The following is a 19,623-nucleotide window of genomic DNA, read 5'->3' as shown; positions in this document are numbered from 1 at the left end:
TCAGGAGCCTCCGTCGTCGGTGAGCAGGTGGAACAGGTCGGTCAGGTCCTCCTCGTCCTCCCAGCTGCGGGCGAGGGCGCCCACGCTGGAGAGTTCGCCGAGCAGGACGCCGCCCACGAGGCGGTCGCCGCGGACGACGACCTTCCGATAGGTCCGGCGGGTGGCGTCGGCGAGGCGGACCACGTCGTCGCCGGGGAGCGGGGTGGTCTCGCCGAAGGCGGCGAGATCGAGGGGGCCGGTGCCGGTTCCGGTGCCTGCGGCGGTGGTGAGGGTGAGGCGGGTGAGAGCGCGGGTTCCGGTGTAACCGGGGGCGGGGGTGGTGGCAGCGGCGGTGCCGGTGAGCTGCGCGGCGAGGGCGTCGGCCTGCTCCAGCGCGGGGCCCGCGAGGCCGTACACCCGGCCGGCGTGCTCGGCGCAGTCGCCGATGGCGTGGATGCGGGGGTCGCCGGTCCGCAGCCGGTCGTCCACGACGACCCCGGTGCGCACCTCGAGCCCGGCGGCGAGCGCGAGCCCGGTCCGGGGCCGCACGCCGCACGCGAGCACGACGACATCGGCATCGAGCCGGTACCCGTCGGCGAACTCGACCCCGGTGACCTGCCGCCGGCCGGTGTCCTGCGCCGTCGTCAGCCCGCGGACCCGGCAGTCCGTGTGGATCTCGATGCCGAGGGCGGTGAGGTGGGTGTGCAGCAGCGCCGAGGCGTCCGCGTCCAGCTGGCGTTCCATCAGCCGTTCGCCCTGCTGGGCCAGGACCACCTGGGCGCCGCGTTCGGCCAGGGCGCGGGCCGCGGAGACGCCGAGGAGGCCGCCGCCGATCACCACCGCGCGCACGCCCTGCCGTACGGCCACGGCGGCCGACAGGGCCAGGCAGTCGTCCATGGTGCGGAACGCGTGGACCCCGTCGGGCAGTTCCCGGCCCTCCGGCTCGAACAGCCCGCGCAGCGGCGGGAGGACCGCATTGGAGCCCGTGGCCAGGACCAGCGTGTCGTACCGCTCCGTGCTGCCGTCGTCGCAGTGGACCGTCCGGTCGGCGCGGTCGATGCGGACCGCCCGGACACCGCGCCGCAGCGCCGGACCGGGGGCCGGGAGGGCGGTCACGTCCGGTGCGTAACGGCCCGCCAGCACGTCCGCCAGCAGGACCCGGTTGTACGGGACGTGCGACTCCTCACCGAGGACCGTCACATCCGTACCGCCACCGCCACCGCCACCGCCACCGCCACCGAGGTCGGCTCCCGCACCCGTACCCGCGCCCAGCCGCGCAGCGAGCCGCAGGCCCGCCAGGCCGCCGCCGATCACCACCACACGCTGCTGCTCCGATGTCATGGCAAGAGCGTGCGCGGCCGCTGTTTCCCCGCCGCATCGCCTCTGTTACCCGGACGGAACGCGCACCTCAGCGCCCGGGTTAAGGGTCGGTGAGGCGTCCCTCAAGGGCGGCTTAAGGATCGGTTCGGGCAGCTCAGCGGCGCTCGGGCCGCCCTTAGCGTGATCCGCATGCGAGATGCGGCGATGCGGGTGAGGGGCGGGATGCTCGGCGGGGCGGGGGTGGTGGCGCTGCTGTGGGCGGCCCAGGTCCGTCCCTCCGCCCGGCTCGACGCGCTGTTCGCGACCGCCGCCCACCTGACGGGCCTGCTCGCCGGGTACGGGGTGCTGGTGCTGCTCTTCCTGATGGCCCGGGTGCCCGCCGTCGAGCACGGCGTCGGCGCCGACCGGCTCGCCCGCTGGCACGCGCGGGGCGGCCGGCACGTGCTGCTGCTCTGCTTCGGGCACGCGCTCTTCGCCCTGTGCGGATACGCCGTCCACCAGGGCGTCGACGTGGTCCGCGCCGTCCGGGAGCTGTTCGGCTATCCCGCGGTGGCCGCCGCCTTCGCCGGGACGGCCCTGCTGGCCGCCGTCGGGGTGAGCTCCGCCCGGGCCGTACGCCGCCGGGTCAGCCACGAAACCTGGCGCGGGGTCCACCTCCTCGTCTATCTCGCCGCCTCCCTGGCCTTCGGCCACCAGCTCGCCGGGCCCGATCTCGCCCTGGCCGGCTGGTTCTGGGCCCTCGCCCACGCCACCGTCGCCGTCCTGCTGCTCTGGTACCGGGCCGTGGTCCCCGTACGGCAGGCCCTGCGGCATGCGCTGCGGGTGGGCGAGGTGCGGGTGGAGGGGCCCGGGGTGGTTTCCGTCGTCGTGTACGGGGAGCACCTGGCGGAACTGCGCGCGGAGCCGGGCCAGTTCCTGCGCTGGCGGTTCCTCCAGCGGCGGCTGTGGCACACCGCCCTGCCGTTCTCGCTGTCCGCGCCGGTCCGAGGCCACGCCCTGCGGATCACGGTGAAGGCGCTCGGCGGGCACTCGCGGCGGATCCGCCGGCTGCGCCCCGGGACCAGGGTCATCGCCACCGGGCCGTTCGGGGCGCTCACCGCCGCGCGGCGGACCCGGACCAAGGTGCTGCTGATCGCGGGCGGGGTCGGCATCACCCCGATGCGGGCCCTGTTCGAGACGCTGCCCGGCGGGCCCGGGGAGATCACCCTGCTCTACCGGGCCGGGGCCGAGGAGCACCTCGTACTGCGCTCCGAGCTGGAGGCCATCGCCGCCGAGCGGCGGGCCGGGCTGCACTACCTGCTCGGGTCCTCGGATGCCGCATACGATCCGCTGGCCCCGCAGGCGCTGCTCGCGCTGGTGCCGGACCTGGCCGAGCACGACGTGTACCTGTGCGGGCCGCCGGGGATGGCCGAGGCGACGCAGAGCGCGCTGCTGCGGGCCGGGGTGCCGGCCGGACGCGTTCATTCCGAGTGCTTCAGCTTCTGACCCCGACCTGCTTCCGAGAGGCCGCCGCGCCATGCGCCATCCGCTGCACGTTCCCCTGTCCGTACCCGTCGGGGCCGCCGCCCCCGGGCCCGCCGCCCCCGGGCCCGCCGCCCCCGGGCCCGCCGCCCCCGCACCCGCCGCCCGGCACCGGGGGCCCCGCCGGCGCTCCGCGCTGCGGGCGGGCGCGGCCGCGCTGGCCCGCGTACCTCCGGCGGGGCGCCTAGCGGCCGGGCTGGGGCTGGCCAGTGTGCTGGCCGCGACCGTGCTGACGGCGACGGTGGACCCGACGGCTCCGGTGGCTCCGGACCGGGTGCCGGCCCGGGAAAGCTCAACCTTTGCGCAAGTTTCCGGGGATTGATGGGTCGTGCACCGATCGGCTCCATAGGGTCGTGGGCGTGCCTGACATATCAATGACCATGATCATCGTGCTGTGCGTGGCCGCCGCCGCGGCCGGCTGGATCGACGCGGTGGTGGGCGGCGGCGGGCTGCTGCTCCTGCCCGCCCTGCTCCTCGGCCTGCCGAACGCCCACCCCGCCGCCGTGCTCGGCACCAACAAGGCCGTGGCCATCGTGGGCACCACGGGCGCGGCGGTGACGTACGTGCGCAAGGCCCCGGTGGACGTGAAACTCGCCGTCCGGATCGGGCTGGCCGCGCTCGCCGGATCCATGGGCGGTGCCGCGCTGGCCGGCGGGATCAGCAAGGACGCCCTGCGCCCGCTGATCATGGGGGTGCTCGTGGTCGTCGCGGGCGTCGTGATCTTCAAGCCGGGCTTCGGCACCGCCCCCTCGGCCGCACCCGTCAGCCGACAGCGGGTGCTGCTCGCCATCGGGCTCGCGGGCCTCGGCATCGGTTTCTACGACGGGCTCATCGGGCCCGGCACCGGCACCTTCCTGGTGCTCGCCCTCACCGCGCTGCTCCACCTCGACCTGGTCACCGCCTCCGCCACCGCCAAGATCGTCAACTGCTGCACGAACGCCGGGGCGCTCGCGATGTTCGCGTACCAGGGCATGGTGCTGTGGCAGCTGGCCGCGCTGATGGCGGTGTTCAACCTGGCCGGCGGCATGATCGGGGCCCGGATGGCGCTGAAGAAGGGGAGCGGGTTCGTGCGTGGTGTGCTGCTGACCGTGGTCGGCGCGCTGGTGATCAAGCTCGGTCTGGAGCAGTGGGGCTGACCGCTCCCGGCCCTGCGCCCACCGCTCCCTGCTAGTACGTGCCGGTGAGGTGGGCGAAGACGACCACGTTGCCCCGGTAGCCGGTCCGGGGCGAGAAGCCCCCGCCGCAGGTGATCACCCGGAGCTCGGCGCGCGGCGAGGGCCCGTACACGCGGTCGTCCGGAAAGTGCTCGGCCTCGTAGACCTCGACCGCGTGGACGGTGAACACGGCCGTACGTCCGTCCGCGCGCGGCACCTCGATCGCGGCTCCGCGGTGCAGTGCGCCCAGGTGGTAGAAGACCGCCGGGCCGGCGGCGTGGTCGACGTGCCCGACGACCACGGCGGTGCCGACGGCGCCGGGGGTGGTGCCGTCCCGATACCAGCCCGCCAGGTCGCGGCGGGCGGGCGGGGGCACCTCGATGCTGCCGTCCTGCCCCAGGCCCAGCCCGGTCAGCGGGGCGTCGACCCGGATGGACGGGATCCGGATCCGGGTCGGCGGTGATCCGGGGAGCGGGGCGATGCTGCCCGGGTAGCTCGCCCGGCCGCTCAGTGCCTCTGCGGGGGAGGGCAGCGGGGGCCCGACGGACTGGCCGGATCCGCTGCCGACGAGCCAGATGCCGACACAGGCGGTGAGCGCGACGAGCCCGCCGCGGCCGGCCTGGCCTGTGCCCATGGGTGCCCCCTGGCTGTGTTCCGGGTCCGTGTTCCGTGTGGCAGGCCGTCGCCCGGCCCCGCGAACGGGGGGACCTCGCGGGGCGGGCGACGGGGGACGGTACCGGTCGGACCGCGGCCGCAGCCGCGGTGGGCGCCCGTCAGCTCCGCGTGCCGCTCGCCCGGCGACGCAGGAGCCAGGTACCGCCGACGGCGGCCGCGGCCAGCACGGCCGCTCCCGCCGTGATCTTGGTGGGGTCGACGGTGGTGGTCGTCCCGCCACCCACCCCGCTGCGGACGTGGCCCTGCGGGCCGCGTTCGGTGACGACCAGGTCGCCGGAGGCGAACTTGCCGTCGGCGCAGGTCGCGCCGATGTTGTAGGTGCCCGGGCGGGTGTCGCGGGCGACCTGGAACTGCCCGATGACCACCTCTTTGTGGGTGCCGGGCACCAGCTTGAAGCGGCCGCCGCCGACCGTGGTGGCATCGCCGTCGGCATGGCTGCCCGGGCCGCACGCGGTGGTGTTGACGGTGATGCTCGCCCCGGGAACGGCGGTTTTCGGCCACACCTCCAGCTTCGCGAAGTCGCCGGGCGCGAAGCGGGCCGTGCCGAGTTCCTCGGCGGCCACCGCGCCGGCGACCGGGCCCGTGAACGCGGCGGCGGTCAGCGCGGTGGCGGTGAGCACGTGGGCGGTGCGGCGGCGCATGGGGACTCCTGGAGACGCGGGTCGTGTTCCCGAGGAAACCCGGCCGGGCCGCGGCCCGCCTGCTGATGTTCCGTCAGATCTGCTCGGTGGGAGATCGTTGCCGCAGGTCACGGCCCCTTGCTTGGGCCGTTCAGGTGACCCACCCCGTCCGGGTGAGGCCGGGCCCCGGCCGGCCTCAGCCCGCGGGAAGCGTCACCGTCGCCGCCGCGCCCGCCGGGGCCGGGTTGGACAGGGTCACCCGGGCGCCGATCACCTGCGCCTGGCCGAAGGCGATGGTCAGGCCCAGCCCCGTCCCCTGGCCCCGTTCCGCCGCACCCGTCAGGAACCGCTGCGGTCCCTCCCGCAGCAGCTTCGCGGGGAAGCCCGGACCGCAGTCCCGTACCGTCACCGTGTTCCCGCAGACCTCGACCGTGACCGGGTCACCGCCGTGGCGACGGGCGTTGACCAGCAGGTTCGCCAGGATCCGCTCCAGGCGGCGGACATCCGTACGGACCGGGGCCGGGCAGTCCGCCCCGACCACCTCCGCCGCCACCCCCGCCCGCCGCGTGATCGTCGCGACCAGCGGCCCCAGCGCATGCACCCCCAGCTGAGCCTCCTCCCGGCGCGCGTCCAGCCGCGCGACCTCCAGCAGGTCCTCGGTCAGCGTCCGCAGCGCCGCCACCCGGTCCCGGACCAGCTCCGTGGGCCGCCCCGCCGGCAGCAGCTCGGCCGCGGTGTGCAGCCCCGTCAGCGGTGTCCGCAGCTCGTGCGCCACATCGGCCGTGAACCGCTGCTCCGCCTCCAGCCGCTGCTGCAGACTGGCGGCCATCGTGTCGACCGCCGAGGACAGCTCGGCGACCTCGTTGCGGGACCCCGGCACGCCCGATCCCCCGATCCGCGCGTCCAGTTCGCCCTCGCTGATCCGGCGGGCCGTCTCGGCCGCCGTCCGCAGGTCCTTGCTCAGCCGGCTCGCCAGCAGCGCCCCGCCGATCGCCGCGAGCGTCACGACCCCGGCCCCGGAAGCCATCAGCTGCTTCTCCAGGTCGGCCAGTTCGGCCTGCTCACCGGCCAACGACCGGCGTACGGACAGCACGTGGTCGCCGCCGACCGGGCGCGCGGCCCACACCGCCGGATCGGACCCGGCCAGGTCGAGGTAGGTGGTGCGCTGCCCCGCGAGGGCCGCCCGGCGCAGCGGCTCCGGCAGACCGGGGCAGTCGATCCACGCATCGGCCTCGCCGACCTTGTCGTCGTCCAGCCGCCCGGTGAGCTCGTACACCTGGCGCACGCGGATCAGCTGCGCGACGGCGCTCTCCCGCGCCGCCTCGCCGACCTGGCGGGCCCGCGCATCGTGGATCAGCACGCCGATGGTCACCGCGACGAGCGAGCAGCCGGCCGCGAGCAGGGCGGAGATCTTCCAGCGCAGGCCGAGGGCCCGCAACAGGTGGCGGCAGCGGATCCGGCGCGGCTTCACTCACACACCTGCCCGAACCTGTCGGTGCGCTTCGGCTGCGGGCCCTGCCCGCTGTTGCAGTCACCCAAGGACTTGTTGTACCGCCGCTCGTCGCTGACGACCCGCATCCGCTCGCCGTCCCAGTGGTAGCGCACGGCCTGCTCGGAACCGTCGTCGGCGGCGGTGCGCAGCAACAGGTCGCCGCCGATGGCCTCGGCGGCCATCCGCCGGCCGACGGTGAAGAGGACGGGGACGATCCGGGTGCCTTCCGCGGTGTACACGGTCAGCGCGGTGCGCCCCGTCTGCGCGTCGGCGGCCACGATCAGCTCGGGCTTCCCGTCGCCCGTGAGGTCGCGGTACAGGGGCGGGCGGATCCCGACCATGCCGGGTGCGTCGATCCACCCCTTCGCGGCGAACGGCTTCATCTGCCGGTCGGCTCGTACGACGTCCTTCACGTCCACCGACGGCAGCCCGCCGGGCCCCACCTCCGGCGCGTCCTTCAGCGGCTGCGGCGGGGGCTCCCGGGTGCCGACCGGCTTGCCGGGCGCCGCCGGGGCGGTGCCGTCGGTCCACAGCGGCCACAGCGACTCGGGCTGCGGCTGCGCCGACACGGGCGGCGCGGGCTCACCGGCGCCGAGCCCTCCGGGCGCGGCGCAGCCGCCGACGGCGAGTGCGCAGGTACAGGCGCACAGGAGGACGGCGGTGAGCTGTCGGGCGGGTCGCTTCATGAGGGGCCGGGCCAAAGGGGTCTGGGGGAGGACGAACCGACGGTAGACGGCGACGGTCACGGCCACCGGGAGGTTGTGTAACAGCGGTGCGTACGGTGGGAGGGCGCAGGCAGACTCGGGACCAAAGTCCCGGACCGCGTGCTGTCCGCCGTAACCGAGGGAGGGCTCCCGTGACATCAGCCGATCGGCCATCGCCGCCGCAGCCGCCACTGGACCCGGCGGATCCGGTGCATCCGGCGCTCGGGGTGCTCACCGTGCTGACCACGGTCGACTCGGCGGAGGCGGCCGCGGCGCTCGCCCGCGCCGCGGTGGAGGCGCGGCTGGCCGCCTGCGCGCAGATATCCGGGCCGGTGACGTCCGTCTACCACTGGAAGGACGCGCTGGAGACCTCGCAGGAGTGGCAGGTGCTGTTCAAGACCACCTCGGCCGCCTACCCGGCCCTGGAGGCGCGGCTGGCCGCCGGGCACCCGTACGGCACGCCGGAGATCATCGCCACCCCGGTGGTGCGCGGCGGCGCGGACTACCTGGCGTGGGTCGCGCAGGAGGTGGCGGCCGGATGACCGCCGAGCTCCCCTTCTTCGTCTACGGGACCCTGCGCCCCGGGGAGGTCAACCACGACCTGTTCCTGCGGGGCCGCACCGCCGCCGAGGAGCCCGCGCGGCTCCCGGACGCACTCCTCTACGACGGTCCCGGCTACCCGTACGCCGTCCAGCACCCGGGATCGGAGATCGTCGGCGAGCTGATCACCCCGGCGCCCGGCGCGTACGGGAGGCTGCTGGCCGAACTGGACCGGCTGGAGGAGTACCACGGCCCCGACCGGCCGCTGAACGTGTACGACCGGGTCCGCCGGGACGCGGTCCGCCCGGACGGCACGCGGACCGCCGCCTGGGTCTACCTGGCGGCCCCGCTGCTGGCCCGCCGGCTGCGCGAGTCCGGCACCGAGATACCGGGCGGCGACTGGTTCGCACGGCGCTGAGGGAGACCTACAGCCCCTCGGCTCCGCGGTTGCGCAGGCGCTGGCCGTACTGCTGGAGCACCCAGAGCTCCTCCTGGACCGCCGCCAGTTGCTCCGGCGGGGCCTGGGGGCCCAGGCGCGACATCGTGCCCTGGATCTCGTGGACCCGGCGGTCGACCGCGCGCAGCCGGACCTGGACCAGCTGGACCCCCGCGTACACCTCGTCCACCGTCTTGGCGTGGATCGCCTCGACCGCCAGCTCGGTGACGAGCGCGCGGACCGTGTCGTTCGGCGCGGCGTCGCGGACCCGGGCCAGATAGTCGTCGGTGCCCAGGGAGGCGCCGCCCGCGGCCTGGATGGCCTCGCGGACCGCCGCGTACGGCGGGGCGGTGAACTCGTCCACCCCGTACGCGTCGAAGGCCGGCGAGACCAGGGCCGGCCGCTGCAGCGCGAGCTTGAGCAGCTCGCGCTCGGTGCGGTGCGCCGGGCTGCGCAGGTTCAGCGCCGGTCCGCCCGCCGCCGGGGCGGAGGGCGCCGCCGCGGCCTCGTACGAAGCGTGCGAGGAGCGGCCGCGGCCCTGCTGCTGCCCGCCGGGCTGGTTGCCCCGCTCCCGTGCCCAGCGCGCCAGCTGCGCGACCCGCTTGACCACGAACTGCTCGTCCCGGATGCCCAGCATCCCCGCGAGCTGGACCGCCGACTCGTGCTGGATCGCGATGTTCTTGATGTTGGCGACGACCGGGGCCGCCTCGTCCAGCGCGGCCGCCCGGCCCGCCGGGTTCTCCAGGTTGTGCCGGGCCACGATGTGCCGCAGCGCGAACTCGAACAGCGGGGTCCGCGCCTCCACGAGCCCGGACACCGCCGTGTCCCCGTGCGCCAGGCGCAGGTCGCACGGGTCCATGCCGCCGGGGGCGATGGTGATGGAGGTTTCGGCGGCGAACTTCTGGTCGTCCTCGAAGGCGCGCAGCGCGGCCTTCTGGCCGGCCGCGTCGCCGTCGAAGGTGAAGATCACCTCGGCCGTCGCGTTGTCCATCAGCAGGCGGCGCAGGATCTTGATGTGGTCGCCGCCGAAGGCGGTGCCACAGGTCGCGATCGCGGTGGTGACCCCGGCCATGTGGCAGGCCATCACGTCCGTGTAGCCCTCGACCACCACGGCCCGCGAGGTCTTCGCGATCTCCTTCTTCGCCAGGTCGATGCCGTACAGCACCTGGGACTTCTTGTAGATCGCCGTCTCGGGGGTGTTCAGGTACTTCGGCCCGTTGTCGTCGTCGCGCAGTTTGCGCGCGCCGAAGCCGACCACCTCGCCGCTGATGTCGCGGATCGGCCACATCAGCCGGCCGCGGAAGCGGTCGATGGGCTTGCCGCTGCGGCTGTCCTGGGCCAGGCCGGAGGTGATCAGCTCCTTGTCGCTGAAGCCCTTGCCGCGCAGGAAGCGCGTCAGGTGGTCCCAGCCGGCCGGGCTGTACCCGACGCTGAAGTGCTCGGCGGCGGCCTGGTCGAAGCCGCGCTCCGCCAGGAACCTGCGGCCGATCTCCGCCTCGGCGCTGCCCAGCTGCTCGACGTAGAACTGGGCGGCCGCCTTGTGCGCCTCGACGAGCCGGATGCGCTCGCCGCGGCCGCTGGTGCCGGCGGTGTAGCCGCCTTCCTCGTACCGCAGGGTGATGCCGGCCTGCCCCGCGAGGCGCTCGACCGCCTCCGAGAACGACAGGTGGTCGATCTTCATGATGAAGTCGAGGGTGTCCCCGCCCGCCTGGCAGCCGAAGCAGTGGTAGAGACCCTTGCTGGGGCTGACCTGGAAGGACGGGGACTTCTCGTCGTGGAAGGGGCAGAGGCCCTTGAGGTTGCCGCCGCCCGCGTTGCGCAGCTGGAGGTAGTCGGAGACCACGGCGTCGATCGGGACCGCGTCCCGTACCGCCTTCACGTCGTCGTCGTTGATCCGTCCTGCCACCCGTGAAGTCTACGGCCGGGCGCCGGCAAACCCGTCACCCCCCGGGGGGTGTGCGGCGGGTCAGGGCCGCATGCCCTCTAGCCCTCCAGCAGGGAGTCGAGCGGAATCGACGGGTCCGCCAGCGCCTCGCGGTTGACCTGCGCCTTCGACCGGATCAGGGCCTGGATGTGCTCGGTCACATCCCATACGTTCACGTTCATTCCGGCCAGCACCCGCCCTTCCGACAGCCAGAACGCGATGAACTCCCGCTTGGCCACGTCGCCGCGGATCAGCACCTGGTCGTAGCCGCCCACCGGGGCGTACCCGGAGTACTCCAGGCCCACGTCGTACTGGTCGGAGAAGAAGTACGGAACCCGGTCGTACGACACCTCCTGCCCCAGCATCGCCCGCGCCGCGGCGGGGCCGCCGTTGAGCGCGTTCGCCCAGTGCTCGACCCGCAGCCGGGTCCCGAGCAGCGGGTGGTGCGCGGCGGCCACGTCCCCGACGGCGAACACGTCCGGGTCGCTGGTCCGCAGCGAGGCGTCCACGGCGATGCCGCCGCCGTGCTGCCGGTCGACCAGGGCCAGCCCGGACGTCTCGGCGAGCGCGGTCCGCGGCGCCGCCCCGATCGCCGCGAGCACGGCGTGCGCCGGGTGCTCCTCCCCGTCGTCGGTCCGGGCCGCGAGCACCATGCCGTCGTGCCCGACGATCTCGGTGAGCCGCGCACCGAAGTGGAAGCGGACCCCGTGCTCCGCGTGCAGGTCCCCGAAGAGCCGGCCGATCTCCGGGCCGAGCACCGCGTGCAGCGGGGTGGCCAGCGGCTCGACCACGGTGACCTCGGCCCCGTACCCGCGGGCCGCGGCGGCCACCTCGAGGCCGATCCAGCCGGCTCCCGCGATCAGCAGATGGCCGTTGTCCCGGCCGAGGGTGGCCAGTACGCCCTTCAGCCGCTCGGCGTGGGCGAGCCGGCGCAGGTGGTGCACCCCGGCCAGGCCCGTGCCCGGGATGTCGAGGCGGCGCGGCTCGGCGCCGGTGGCCAGCAGCAGCTTGTCGTAGTGCAGCGCCGTGCCGTCGCCGAGGACCACCTTCCTGGCCTCCCGGTCCAGGTGGACCGCGGGCTGGCCGAGGTGCAGCTCGACGTCGGCCCGGGCGTACCAGGACGGCTCGTGGACGAAGACGCTGTCGCGCTCCTCCTTGCCCTGGAGGTACCCCTTGGACAGCGGGGGCCGTTCGTAGGGATGGTCGCGCTCGTCGCCGATCAGGATCACCCGCCCCGTGAACCCCTCGGACCTCAGCGTCTCGGCCGCCTTAGCTCCGGCAAGCCCTGCGCCGACGATGACGAATGTCCGGTGTGCGTCGACCACCTGATGCCTCCTCATAACCTCTCCGCCACATGCGACCACATGCGAGCGTCCCGCACTGAGCCTGCCGCGTGAAGGGGGAGTGGCCCGATCGGCTCACCCTTCGGACCGGCGCGCGCGCCGTGTGAGCCGGGCGTGCAGGGAGCGCGCAGAGGCGTCCGTGAGCGCCGCGATCTGGTCGATGACCGCGCGTTTGCGGGCCCTGTCGTCGGGCGCGGTGTCGAAGATCGCCCGGAACTGCGGGTCCAGCCCCTCGGGTGCGCGGGCGCTGAGCGCCTCGGCGAGTTCGGCCAGGACGATGCGCTGGTCGGCGCGCAGCCGCTCCTGCTCGTCGCGCTGCATCACGTACAGGTCGGCGACGGCCTTGAGGACCGCGCACTCGTTGCGCGCCTCGCGCGGGACGACCAGCTCGGCCGCGTACCGGGTCAGCCGGCCGGAGCCGTACGCCTCGCGGGTGGCGCCCTCGGCGGCCAGGCAGAACCGGCCGATCAGCTGGCTGGTGGCGTCCTTGAGGCGGGCCTGGGCGACGGCCGACCCGTCGTACCCGTGCGGCCACCACTCCTGCTCCATCAGCCGGTCGAGGGCCTCGCGCAGCTCCTCCGGCTCGGTGTCGGCCGGCACGTACCGGCCGATCGCGACCCGCCAGATGGCGGTGCGCTCGGGTTCGGCGAAGAGCAGGTTGGGGTCGAGGTGCCCGGCGTGCAGGCCGTCCTCGAAGTCGTGGACGGAGTACGCGACGTCGTCCGACCAGTCCATCACCTGGGCCTCGAAGCACTTGCGGTCCGCGGGCGCGCCGCGCCGCAGCCACTCGAAGACCGGCAGGTCGTCGTCGTACGCGCCGAACTTGACCGAGTCGGGGTCGGTGGGGTGGCCGCCGCGGGCCCACGGGTACTTGGTCGCGGCGTCCAGGCAGGCCCGGGTGAGGTTGAGGCCGACGCTGACGGGCTCGCCGCCGCCCGGGTCCGGCACGAAACGCTTCGGCTCCAGGCGCGTCAGCAGGCGCAGCGACTGGGCGTTGCCCTCGAAGCCGCCGCAGTCCTTGGCGAACTCGTTCAGCGCCTCCTCGCCGTTGTGCCCGAAGGGCGGGTGGCCCATGTCGTGCGAGAGGCAGGCGGCCTCGACGAGGTCGGGATCGCAGCCGAGTGCCGCGCCGAGCTCGCGCCCGACCTGGGCGCACTCCAGGGAGTGCGTCAGCCGGGTGCGGGGGCTCGCGTCCCAGTCGTACGAGCGGCTGCCGGGGGTGACCACCTGGGTCTTGCCGGCGAGGCGGCGCAGCGCGGCGGAGTGCAGGACACGGGCCCGGTCGCGCTGGAAGGCGGTCCGGCCGGGGCGTTTGTCGGGCTCGGCGGCCCAGCGCTCGGTGTCGCTAGCGTCGTAAGGGCCGTTCGGGTCGAGGTGGCGGACGGGTGCGCTGGCGGTGCCTTCCATGCCTTCCATGCTCAGACGGTAACCGGAAGCACCGACAATGCGACCAATCTGAGCAATCCGCGTCAACCGGGTCCTTATGCGGTGGCCAGTTTCAGGTCGGCCGGCGGAGCCGGGGAGGCCAGGGAGGTCCGCTGCCGGGCCAGCGCCTCGTCGTAGCGCTGGAGTACGAGGCGGGCCAGGGCCGGGTGGTCGCCGAGCGGGGCCGCCGCCGGACCGGGCGCGGCGGCGGCGCTCTGCGCGGCGAAGCGGCCGGGGGCGGTGAAGTACGAGGCCACCGCGATCCGGTGGTGGCCGCGGGCGGCGAGGGCGCGGACCGCGTCGGGGACGGTGGGGGCCGCGGCGGAGGCGTAGGCCGGTACGACGGCCGCGCCGCCGAGGCGTTCGGAGAGCAGGGCGGCGGTGCGGCGGGTGTCGGCCGCCGAGTCGGGGTCGCGGGAGCCGGCGGCGGCGAGTACGACGGCGGTACTCGCACCGGGGGCCCAGCCGGCCTCGAGGAGGCGGTCGTACAGGGCCTCGACCAGCAGCGGATGCGGGCCGAGCGGGGCGGCGACGCGGGTGTCCAGGTGGGCGGCGCGGGCGGCCGCCGCGGGGAGGTCCCGCTTGACGTGGTGGCCGCGGCCGAGGAGCAGCGGGACGAGCACGGCCGCGCCGGCGCTGTCCGCGAGGGTGTCGCCGAGCAGCGGCCGGTTCAGCTCGACGTGTCCGAGCCGGACGCCGAGACGGGGGCGGAGCTCGCGGATCCGGTCGAGGAGGGCCAGGACGGTGGGGAGGGCGCGGGGGTCGCGGCTGCCGTGGGCGACGGCGACGAGGGTGGGCTGCATGGGCGGACTCCGTCGGACCGGTCCCCCGCGGTGTGCCATGGGCGCAGTCCGCTGAGCTGCATGCCGAGTTGGGTGGTGATCCGGGTCAGCAGCTCCGTGGCCGTGGCGGGGGGAAAGGGGAGGGACAGGGACTCGGGAGGGTGCACCAGCTCCGTCATGAACCGATCCTGCGGGCCGGAGGTTGCGTGGGCATTGCGCGGGGGTGACGGGTGTTTTCCGGGTGCTCACCCGCTCGTTCGTCCGAGTGAAAGGCGGGGGAGGGGGAACTGGGGGCCGGGCGCAGATCGTCAATGTGTGCGAACGGTGTGTGGTGCAACGGGGGGATCGACCATGAAGCTCAAGCTCAAGCCGGTGCCGGGCTGGACGGGGACGGTGGCGGGGCGGCGGCGGGCCGTCCAGGCGGTGGCGGCCGCGTTCGTGCTGGCGCTGCTGCCGTCGGCGTGGACGCATGCGGTGGCCGCGGACCGGCTGCGGAGCACGGCCGATGCGCCGGCCACCGAGGTGGCGGTGGTGTTCGGGGCGGGGCTGTGGAACGGGCGGCCGACCCCGTACCTGGCCAGGCGGCTCGATGCGGCGGCCGAGTTGTACCGCACCGGCAAGGCCAAGGTCGTCCTCGTCACCGGGGACAACAGCCGCACCGAGTACGACGAGCCCGACGCGATGCGCACGTACCTGACCGCCCACGGGGTGCCGGGCGACCGGATCGTCAGCGACTACGCCGGGTTCGACACGTGGGACTCCTGCGTCCGGGCCAAGGAGATCTTCGGGGTGAAGCGGGCCGTGCTGATCAGCCAGGGCTTCCACATACGCCGGGCCGTCGCCCTGTGCGATGCGGCGGGCGTGGAGTCGTACGGGGTCGGGGTCGACGACGAGCACGACTCGACCTGGTACTACGGCGGCACGCGCGAGGTCTTCGCGGCAGGCAAGGCGGCACTGGACGCGGCCTTCAAGCCGGAACCGCGCTTCATGGGACCGAAGGAACCGGGGGTGTCGCGGGCCCTGGGCGCTCTGGCACACTGACGCGCCGTCGGCTGTCTATGCCGATTAGTCATATACCCGTGTGTCCGTCTCGCTGTCAGGGGTGTGGAACCGTGGCTGTTGTGGATCTGAGCGGCAAGGCCGTCGTCATCACCGGGGGAGCCCGGGGGCTGGGCGCGGCGGCGGCGCAGGCCGTCGTGGACGGCGGCGGCAGCGTGCTGATCACCGACGTGCTGGAGGCGGAGGGCGCGCAGACGGCCGAGAAGCTGGGCGCCGCGGCGCGGTTCCTGCGGCACGACGTCACGAGCGAGGCCGACTGGCAGACCGCCCTCGACCACGCGGTGGCCGAGTTCGGCCGGATCGACGGGCTCGTGAACAATGCCGGCATACCCACCGGGCAGCTCCTGGAGCACGAGAGCGTCGAACACTTCCGCCGGGTCGTCGAGGTCAACCTGGTCGGCACCTTCATCGGCATCAAGACCGCGATACCGCTGCTGCGGGCGAACGGCGGCGGCTCCGTCGTCAACATCTCGTCCGCGGCCGGTCTCACCGGCCTGGCGCTCACCGCCGGGTACGGGGCCTCCAAGTGGGGCGTGCGCGGCCTGTCGAAGATCGGCGCGGTCGAGCTCGCCGAGGCGCGGATCCGCGTCAACTCGGTGCACCCGGGCATGACGCTGACCCCGATGACCGCCCCGGTCGGCATCCGGCCGGGCGAGGGCAACTTCCCCGGCGCCCCGATGGGCCGTGTGGGAGCCCCGGAGGAGACGGCCGCGGCGGTCGCCTTCCTCCTGTCCGACGCCGCCGCGTACATGACGGGCGCCGAACTCGCGGTGGACGGCGGCTGGACGGCCGGACCGACCGTCCGGACCCTCACCGGCCGGTAGCACCGGGCCGCACCGGACGCCGCGGGGACCGGACGCCGCCCGGACCGGCGGGCCTCACCGGGCGTCCGCGGGCCCGCTGAGGCGCCCGTACGGGAGGTGTAACCGGAGGCGGCGGCCCGCGTAACACCGCGGCCGCAGGCTGGGCCGTATGCACACCCCGGACTCCGCCACCGCCACGCACTGCCCGTACTGCGCGCTGCAGTGCGGGATGAACCTCCGCCCTGAGCCGGGCGGCGCGAGCGTCGTGGTGGAGGAGCGGGCGGATTTCCCCGTGAACCGGGGTGCGCTGTGCGGCAAGGGGCGCACCGCCCCGGCCGTGCTCTCCTCCCGGGTGCGCCTGACCGGGCCGCTCGTCCGCACCCACGCCGGACGGCTGGAGCCGGCCACCTGGGAGGAGGCCCTCGACACCGTCGCCGAGGGCCTCGCCCGCACGGGCCGTACGCACGGGCCCGACGCCGTCGGCGTGTTCGGCGGCGGCGGGCTCACCAACGAGAAGGCCTACGCGCTCGGCAAGTTCGCCCGGGTCGCCCTGCGGACCTCGCAGATCGACTACAACGGCCGCTTCTGCATGTCCTCGGCCGCAGCCGCCCACCAGCGGGCCTTCGGGCTCGACCGCGGACTCCCCTTCCCCCTGGAGGACATCCCGCGGACCGGCTGCGTCGTCCTCGTCGGCTCCAACCTGGCCGAGACCATGCCACCCGCCCTGCGCTACCTCACCGAGCTCAAGGCGAACGGCGGCACCCTGATCGTCATCGACCCGCGCCGGACCCGGACCGCCGAGCAGGCGGACCTGCACCTCGCCCCCCGCCCCGGGACCGACCTCGCCCTCGCGCTGGGCCTGCTGCACCTGGTCGTCGCCGAAGGCCGCACCGACGAGGAGTTCATCGCCGGCCGCACCACCGGCTGGGAGGAGGCCCGGGCCGCGGCGATGGCGCACTGGCCGGAGCTGGTGGAGCGGATCACCGGCGTGCCCGTCCCGAAACTCCGCGAGGCGGTCTCCCTGTTCTGCGCGCCGTCCTCCGCGATGGTCCTGACCGCCCGCGGGCCCGAGCAGCAGTCCAAGGGCACCGACACCGTCGGCGCGTGGATCAACCTGTGCCTGGCCACCGGCCGCGCCGGCCGGCCGCTGTCCGGGTACGGCTGCCTCACCGGCCAGGGCAACGGCCAGGGCGGCCGGGAGCACGGCCAGAAGGCCGACCAGCTCCCGGGCTACCGCAAACTCACCGACCCCGCGGCGCGGGCGCACGTGGCCGAGGTCTGGGGCGTCGACCCCGACAGCCTGCCGGCCCCCGGGCGCAGCGCGTACGAACTCCTCGACGCCCTCGGCACGGAGGTGAAGGCCCTCCTCCTCATGGGCTCCAACCCGGTGGTCTCGGCCCCCCGCGCCGCCCACGTCGAGGACCGCATCCGCTCCCTGGACTTCCTGGCGGTGGCGGACGTGGTCCTCTCCGAGACGGCGGCCCTCGCCGACGTGGTCCTCCCCGTCACCCAGTGGGCGGAGGAGACCGGCACCACCACCAACCTGGAGGGCCGCGTCCTGCTGCGCCGCCGCGCCCTGACCCCGCCGCCGGGGGTGCGCACCGACCTCGAGGTCCTGCACGGGCTGGCCGCCCGCCTCGGCATCGAGAAGGGCTTCCCCACCGCCCCCGAAGAGGTCTTCGAGGAGCTCCGCCGCGCCTCGGCCGGCGGCCCGGCGGACTACTCGGGCATCTCCTACGCCCGCATCGAGGCCGAACAGGGCGTCTTCTGGCCCTGCCCGGACGACTCCCACGCCGGCACCCCCCGCCTCTTCCTCGACCGGTTCGCCACCGACGACGGCCGGGCCCGCTTCGTCCCCGTCTCCCACCGCGACGCGGCCGAGATCCCGGACGCCGAGTACCCGGTCCTGCTCACCACCGGCCGCGTGGTCGCCCAGTACCAGTCGGGCGCCCAGACCCGCCGCGTGGACGAGCTCAACGCGGCCGCCCCCGGGGCCTTCGTGGAACTCCACCCGCGCCTCGCGTCCCGCATCGGCGCGGTCGAGGGCGCCCCGCTCGCGGTCGTCTCGCGCCGCGGCCGAGCCGTGGCCCCGGCCCGCATCACGGACACCATCCGCGCGGACACGGTCTTCATGCCGTTCCACTGGCCGGGCGAGGGCCGCGCCAACTCCCTGACCAACCCGGCACTGGACCCGGTGTCCCGGATGCCGGAGTTCAAGGTCTGCGCGGTCCGCGTCGAGCCGGCCTAGGCGTCTGCGGAGCCTGCGCGAAGGTCGGGACCAGCGCCGCCACCAGGCGCCGGGCGTAGTCCTGTTCGGAGCCGGAGAGCTGCGGGTACTCGGCCGTGAAGTGGTTCCACTCATGGCCGACGTTCCCGTACGCGGCGATGTCCGCCGCGGTCACCCCCGGGTTCGGCAGCGGCTGCTCGGGCGCCAGCCGGAACACCTGGTCCAGCAGCTCGTACGACAGCGGGTACCGCTCGGCGAGCAGGACGGCGTCGTAGAGGTCCTTCCCCTGCGGGTGGGCGTCGCTCACCAGCCACAACAGCTTCCAGGCCAGGGACAAGGCGGGCGAGGCGGCCAACACCAGGGCCCCGCAGGCGAGCTCGACCGGCTCGGGCTCCTCGGGAAGCCGTTCGTTGAACACGAAGTCGAGCTGGACGTGCCCGGCCGGCAGCCCGGGTACCTGCCAGGGCAGCACCATCCGCATCCCCGGTACCCGGTCGTACGTCCAGATGTCCTCGCAGACGGCTCCGGAGTCCTTGATCCCGGCCCGGCCGGCCGCGCCGGCGGCGATCTCGTCCAGCATCCGTGCCGTACGCCCGTCGTCGATGTTCCAGCTCCGCGGTACGACCACGAAGTCCAGGTCGCCGGGCTCCCGCGCCGCATCCCCGAACCAGTCGGCGAGCAGCACGCTCCCGCGCAGCACCAGCGAGTACCCCCACTGCGACTCCGACACCGCGAGAAGTACGGCGTCCAGCGCCGCCCGCCGCGCCGCCAGCCATGCGGCGGTTCGCGAGGGGTCGTCGAAGACCGGGTCACCGGCCCGGTAGGCCCGCCGGAAATGCTTCAGCGAGGGGTCGAAGAGGGCGCGCTGGCGTACGTCGTCCCCCGCCACCGGCCGCAGGGTGCGCGGCAGTTCCCGCTCGGCCCGGGTGGTCTCCTCCAGCGGCTCCCGGGGCAGTTCAGTGGCTTGCCAGTCGAAGCCGCTCCACGTGCTCATCGGGCGCCCGCTCCCACAACCCCGCCGCTCATGGCCGCTGCCCCCTCCGCGATCCAGCCGTCGTCCACCGACAGGTCACTGTCGTACAGCACGAACTCCCGCTCCTCCGAGCGGATTTCGTACCCCGCCGAGCCGAGCGCAGCGGCCAGCGCGTCGCAGGCCGCCGTCGCCCCCGCCGCCGTGCCGCGCCACCGCTGGGTCACGAACCGTTCGTGCGCGCCCCCGGCCAAGGCCCTGCGGGCGTTCCAGGACAGGTGGGCGCCGTGCGGGACGACCAGGGACTCCAGGGCCGTGCGGTCGAAGTCCGCCGGCAGGAGCAGCTTCAGGTGGTGCTCGAAGTAGCCGCCGCCGGGGCCCGGCCGGTCCGTGGTCCACGGAACCGTCTCCACCTTCACCCGCACCGGGTCGAAGCCCGCCGACCGCAGCCGGGGCACCAGGGTCTCGTGGCCCGTGCGGTCCCGCAGCGTCAGCATCGGCTGCGACACCATCCGCCCGCGGGCCAGCAGGATGTGCGTCACCTTCAACCCCCGGCCCCCGGCCCACGCTTCGAGCCGCGCCAGCTCCCCCGGGTCCGGGCAGCGCACCGTCACGTGGGTTTCGTACTCAGACATGGCATCGATCTTCT

Annotated in this window: 18 protein-coding genes; 7 read left to right on the top strand and 11 right to left on the bottom strand. The window is 74.5% G+C overall.

Annotated features, from left to right (window positions below; translation table 11 throughout):
• The gene (locus ACFYXK_RS03295) at positions 1–1,320 is read right to left on the bottom strand and encodes an NAD(P)/FAD-dependent oxidoreductase (protein WP_389409589.1); all 1,320 of its coding nucleotides are present in this window, start codon (positions 1,318–1,320) and stop codon (positions 1–3) included.
• A gap of 168 nt (positions 1,321–1,488) precedes the next feature.
• On the opposite strand from ACFYXK_RS03295, the gene ACFYXK_RS03290 reads away from it, so the two are divergent.
• Both ACFYXK_RS03290 and ACFYXK_RS03285 read left to right on the top strand, forming a co-directional pair.
• Entirely contained in the window at positions 1,489–2,784 is a 1,296-nt protein-coding gene (locus ACFYXK_RS03290) for a ferric reductase-like transmembrane domain-containing protein (protein ID WP_389409588.1), read from the top strand.
• Positions 2,785–3,179: 395 nt separating this feature from the next.
• A complete protein-coding gene (locus ACFYXK_RS03285) occupies positions 3,180–3,956 on the top strand; it encodes a sulfite exporter TauE/SafE family protein (RefSeq protein WP_389409587.1) in 777 nt (258 codons plus the stop codon).
• A gap of 31 nt (positions 3,957–3,987) precedes the next feature.
• Here the strand turns inward: ACFYXK_RS03285 and ACFYXK_RS03280 are convergent, their stop codons facing one another.
• The 4 genes from ACFYXK_RS03280 to ACFYXK_RS03265 all read right to left on the bottom strand — a co-directional run bounded on the left by ACFYXK_RS03280 (position 3,988) and on the right by ACFYXK_RS03265 (position 7,513).
• Entirely contained in the window at positions 3,988–4,608 is a 621-nt protein-coding gene (locus ACFYXK_RS03280; protein WP_389409586.1) for a class F sortase, read from the bottom strand.
• Positions 4,609–4,747: 139 nt separating this feature from the next.
• Entirely contained in the window at positions 4,748–5,290 is a 543-nt protein-coding gene (locus ACFYXK_RS03275) for a hypothetical protein (RefSeq protein ID WP_389409585.1), read from the bottom strand.
• A 175-nt stretch (positions 5,291–5,465) separates the two neighbouring features.
• Positions 5,466–6,740 (bottom strand): ATP-binding protein, encoded by a 1,275-nt coding sequence (locus tag ACFYXK_RS03270; protein ID WP_389409584.1) that lies wholly within the window; start codon positions 6,738–6,740, stop codon positions 5,466–5,468.
• Positions 6,737–7,513, bottom strand: coding sequence for a hypothetical protein (locus ACFYXK_RS03265; protein ID WP_389409583.1), 777 nt, complete (start codon positions 7,511–7,513; stop codon positions 6,737–6,739). Before ACFYXK_RS03265 ends, ACFYXK_RS03270 begins: the two co-directional genes overlap by 4 nt.
• Positions 7,514–7,656: 143 nt before the next feature.
• Between ACFYXK_RS03265 and cutA the strand changes: the two genes are divergently transcribed.
• Positions 7,657–8,007, top strand: coding sequence for a divalent-cation tolerance protein CutA (cutA, locus tag ACFYXK_RS03260; RefSeq protein ID WP_389409841.1), 351 nt, complete (start codon positions 7,657–7,659; stop codon positions 8,005–8,007).
• A complete protein-coding gene (locus ACFYXK_RS03255; RefSeq protein ID WP_389409582.1) occupies positions 8,004–8,423 on the top strand; it encodes a gamma-glutamylcyclotransferase family protein in 420 nt (139 codons plus the stop codon). The genes cutA and ACFYXK_RS03255 overlap by 4 nt, the downstream gene beginning before the upstream one ends.
• Positions 8,424–8,430: 7 nt before the next feature.
• On the opposite strand, the gene dnaG is transcribed toward ACFYXK_RS03255, so the two are convergent.
• The 4 genes from dnaG to ACFYXK_RS03235 form a co-directional block, all read right to left on the bottom strand.
• On the bottom strand, positions 8,431–10,347 hold the full coding sequence (gene dnaG, locus ACFYXK_RS03250) for a DNA primase (RefSeq protein WP_389409581.1): 1,917 nt from the start codon (positions 10,345–10,347) through the stop codon (positions 8,431–8,433).
• Between the two features lie 77 nt (positions 10,348–10,424).
• The gene (locus ACFYXK_RS03245) at positions 10,425–11,690 is read right to left on the bottom strand and encodes an NAD(P)/FAD-dependent oxidoreductase (RefSeq protein WP_389409580.1); all 1,266 of its coding nucleotides are present in this window, start codon (positions 11,688–11,690) and stop codon (positions 10,425–10,427) included.
• Positions 11,691–11,783: 93 nt separating this feature from the next.
• Complete coding sequence (locus ACFYXK_RS03240; protein WP_389409579.1) at positions 11,784–13,124, bottom strand: deoxyguanosinetriphosphate triphosphohydrolase; 1,341 nt, start codon at positions 13,122–13,124, stop codon at positions 11,784–11,786.
• Positions 13,125–13,189: 65 nt separating this feature from the next.
• Positions 13,190–13,975 (bottom strand): sirohydrochlorin chelatase, encoded by a 786-nt coding sequence (locus ACFYXK_RS03235; protein WP_389409578.1) that lies wholly within the window; start codon positions 13,973–13,975, stop codon positions 13,190–13,192.
• A gap of 291 nt (positions 13,976–14,266) precedes the next feature.
• Between ACFYXK_RS03235 and ACFYXK_RS03230 the strand changes: the two genes are divergently transcribed.
• The 3 genes from ACFYXK_RS03230 (at position 14,267) to ACFYXK_RS03220 (ending at position 18,025) form a co-directional block, all read left to right on the top strand.
• Positions 14,267–14,956 (top strand): vancomycin high temperature exclusion protein, encoded by a 690-nt coding sequence (locus ACFYXK_RS03230; protein ID WP_389409577.1) that lies wholly within the window; start codon positions 14,267–14,269, stop codon positions 14,954–14,956.
• A gap of 17 nt (positions 14,957–14,973) precedes the next feature.
• A complete protein-coding gene (locus ACFYXK_RS03225) occupies positions 14,974–15,798 on the top strand; it encodes an SDR family oxidoreductase (RefSeq protein WP_389409576.1) in 825 nt (274 codons plus the stop codon).
• Positions 15,799–15,946: 148 nt separating this feature from the next.
• Positions 15,947–18,025: a molybdopterin oxidoreductase family protein gene (locus ACFYXK_RS03220; RefSeq protein WP_389409575.1), complete on the top strand. Its 2,079-nt coding sequence runs from the start codon at positions 15,947–15,949 to the stop codon at positions 18,023–18,025.
• Here ACFYXK_RS03220 and ACFYXK_RS03215 read toward each other — a convergent pair.
• Together ACFYXK_RS03215 and ACFYXK_RS03210 are read right to left on the bottom strand one after the other, a co-directional pair.
• Positions 17,991–18,998, bottom strand: a complete 1,008-nt coding sequence (locus tag ACFYXK_RS03215; RefSeq protein WP_389409574.1) for a nucleotidyl transferase AbiEii/AbiGii toxin family protein — start codon at positions 18,996–18,998, stop codon at positions 17,991–17,993. The genes ACFYXK_RS03220 and ACFYXK_RS03215 overlap by 35 nt on opposite strands.
• Complete coding sequence (locus ACFYXK_RS03210; protein WP_389409573.1) at positions 18,995–19,609, bottom strand: hypothetical protein; 615 nt, start codon at positions 19,607–19,609, stop codon at positions 18,995–18,997. The genes ACFYXK_RS03215 and ACFYXK_RS03210 overlap by 4 nt, the downstream gene beginning before the upstream one ends.
• Between the last annotated feature and the right edge of the window lie 14 nt (positions 19,610–19,623).

Origin of the sequence: Streptomyces sp. NPDC002209, assembly GCF_042890265.1 — a bacterium.
GTDB lineage: Bacteria > Actinomycetota > Actinomycetes > Streptomycetales > Streptomycetaceae > Streptomyces.
The sequence above is the reverse complement of the archived record's forward strand: the minus strand, read 5'-3'. Positions and strand labels throughout refer to the sequence as shown.

Coding starts and splice junctions, on each gene's coding strand:
- ACFYXK_RS03215 (WP_389409574.1), bottom strand. CDS start 18,998: ATGAGCACGTGGAGCGGCTTCGACTGGCAAGCCACTGAACTGCCCCGG.
- ACFYXK_RS03280 (WP_389409586.1), bottom strand. CDS start 4,608: ATGGGCACAGGCCAGGCCGGCCGCGGCGGGCTCGTCGCGCTCACCGCC.
- ACFYXK_RS03295 (WP_389409589.1), bottom strand. CDS start 1,320: ATGACATCGGAGCAGCAGCGTGTGGTGGTGATCGGCGGCGGCCTGGCG.
- ACFYXK_RS03275 (WP_389409585.1), bottom strand. CDS start 5,290: ATGCGCCGCCGCACCGCCCACGTGCTCACCGCCACCGCGCTGACCGCC.
- ACFYXK_RS03240 (WP_389409579.1), bottom strand. CDS start 13,124: ATGGAAGGCATGGAAGGCACCGCCAGCGCACCCGTCCGCCACCTCGAC.
- ACFYXK_RS03235 (WP_389409578.1), bottom strand. CDS start 13,975: ATGGCACACCGCGGGGGACCGGTCCGACGGAGTCCGCCCATGCAGCCC.
- ACFYXK_RS03225 (WP_389409576.1), top strand. CDS start 14,974: ATGCCGATTAGTCATATACCCGTGTGTCCGTCTCGCTGTCAGGGGTGT.
- ACFYXK_RS03220 (WP_389409575.1), top strand. CDS start 15,947: ATGCACACCCCGGACTCCGCCACCGCCACGCACTGCCCGTACTGCGCG.
- ACFYXK_RS03210 (WP_389409573.1), bottom strand. CDS start 19,609: ATGTCTGAGTACGAAACCCACGTGACGGTGCGCTGCCCGGACCCGGGG.
- ACFYXK_RS03255 (WP_389409582.1), top strand. CDS start 8,004: ATGACCGCCGAGCTCCCCTTCTTCGTCTACGGGACCCTGCGCCCCGGG.
- ACFYXK_RS03230 (WP_389409577.1), top strand. CDS start 14,267: ATGAAGCTCAAGCTCAAGCCGGTGCCGGGCTGGACGGGGACGGTGGCG.
- ACFYXK_RS03290 (WP_389409588.1), top strand. CDS start 1,489: ATGCGAGATGCGGCGATGCGGGTGAGGGGCGGGATGCTCGGCGGGGCG.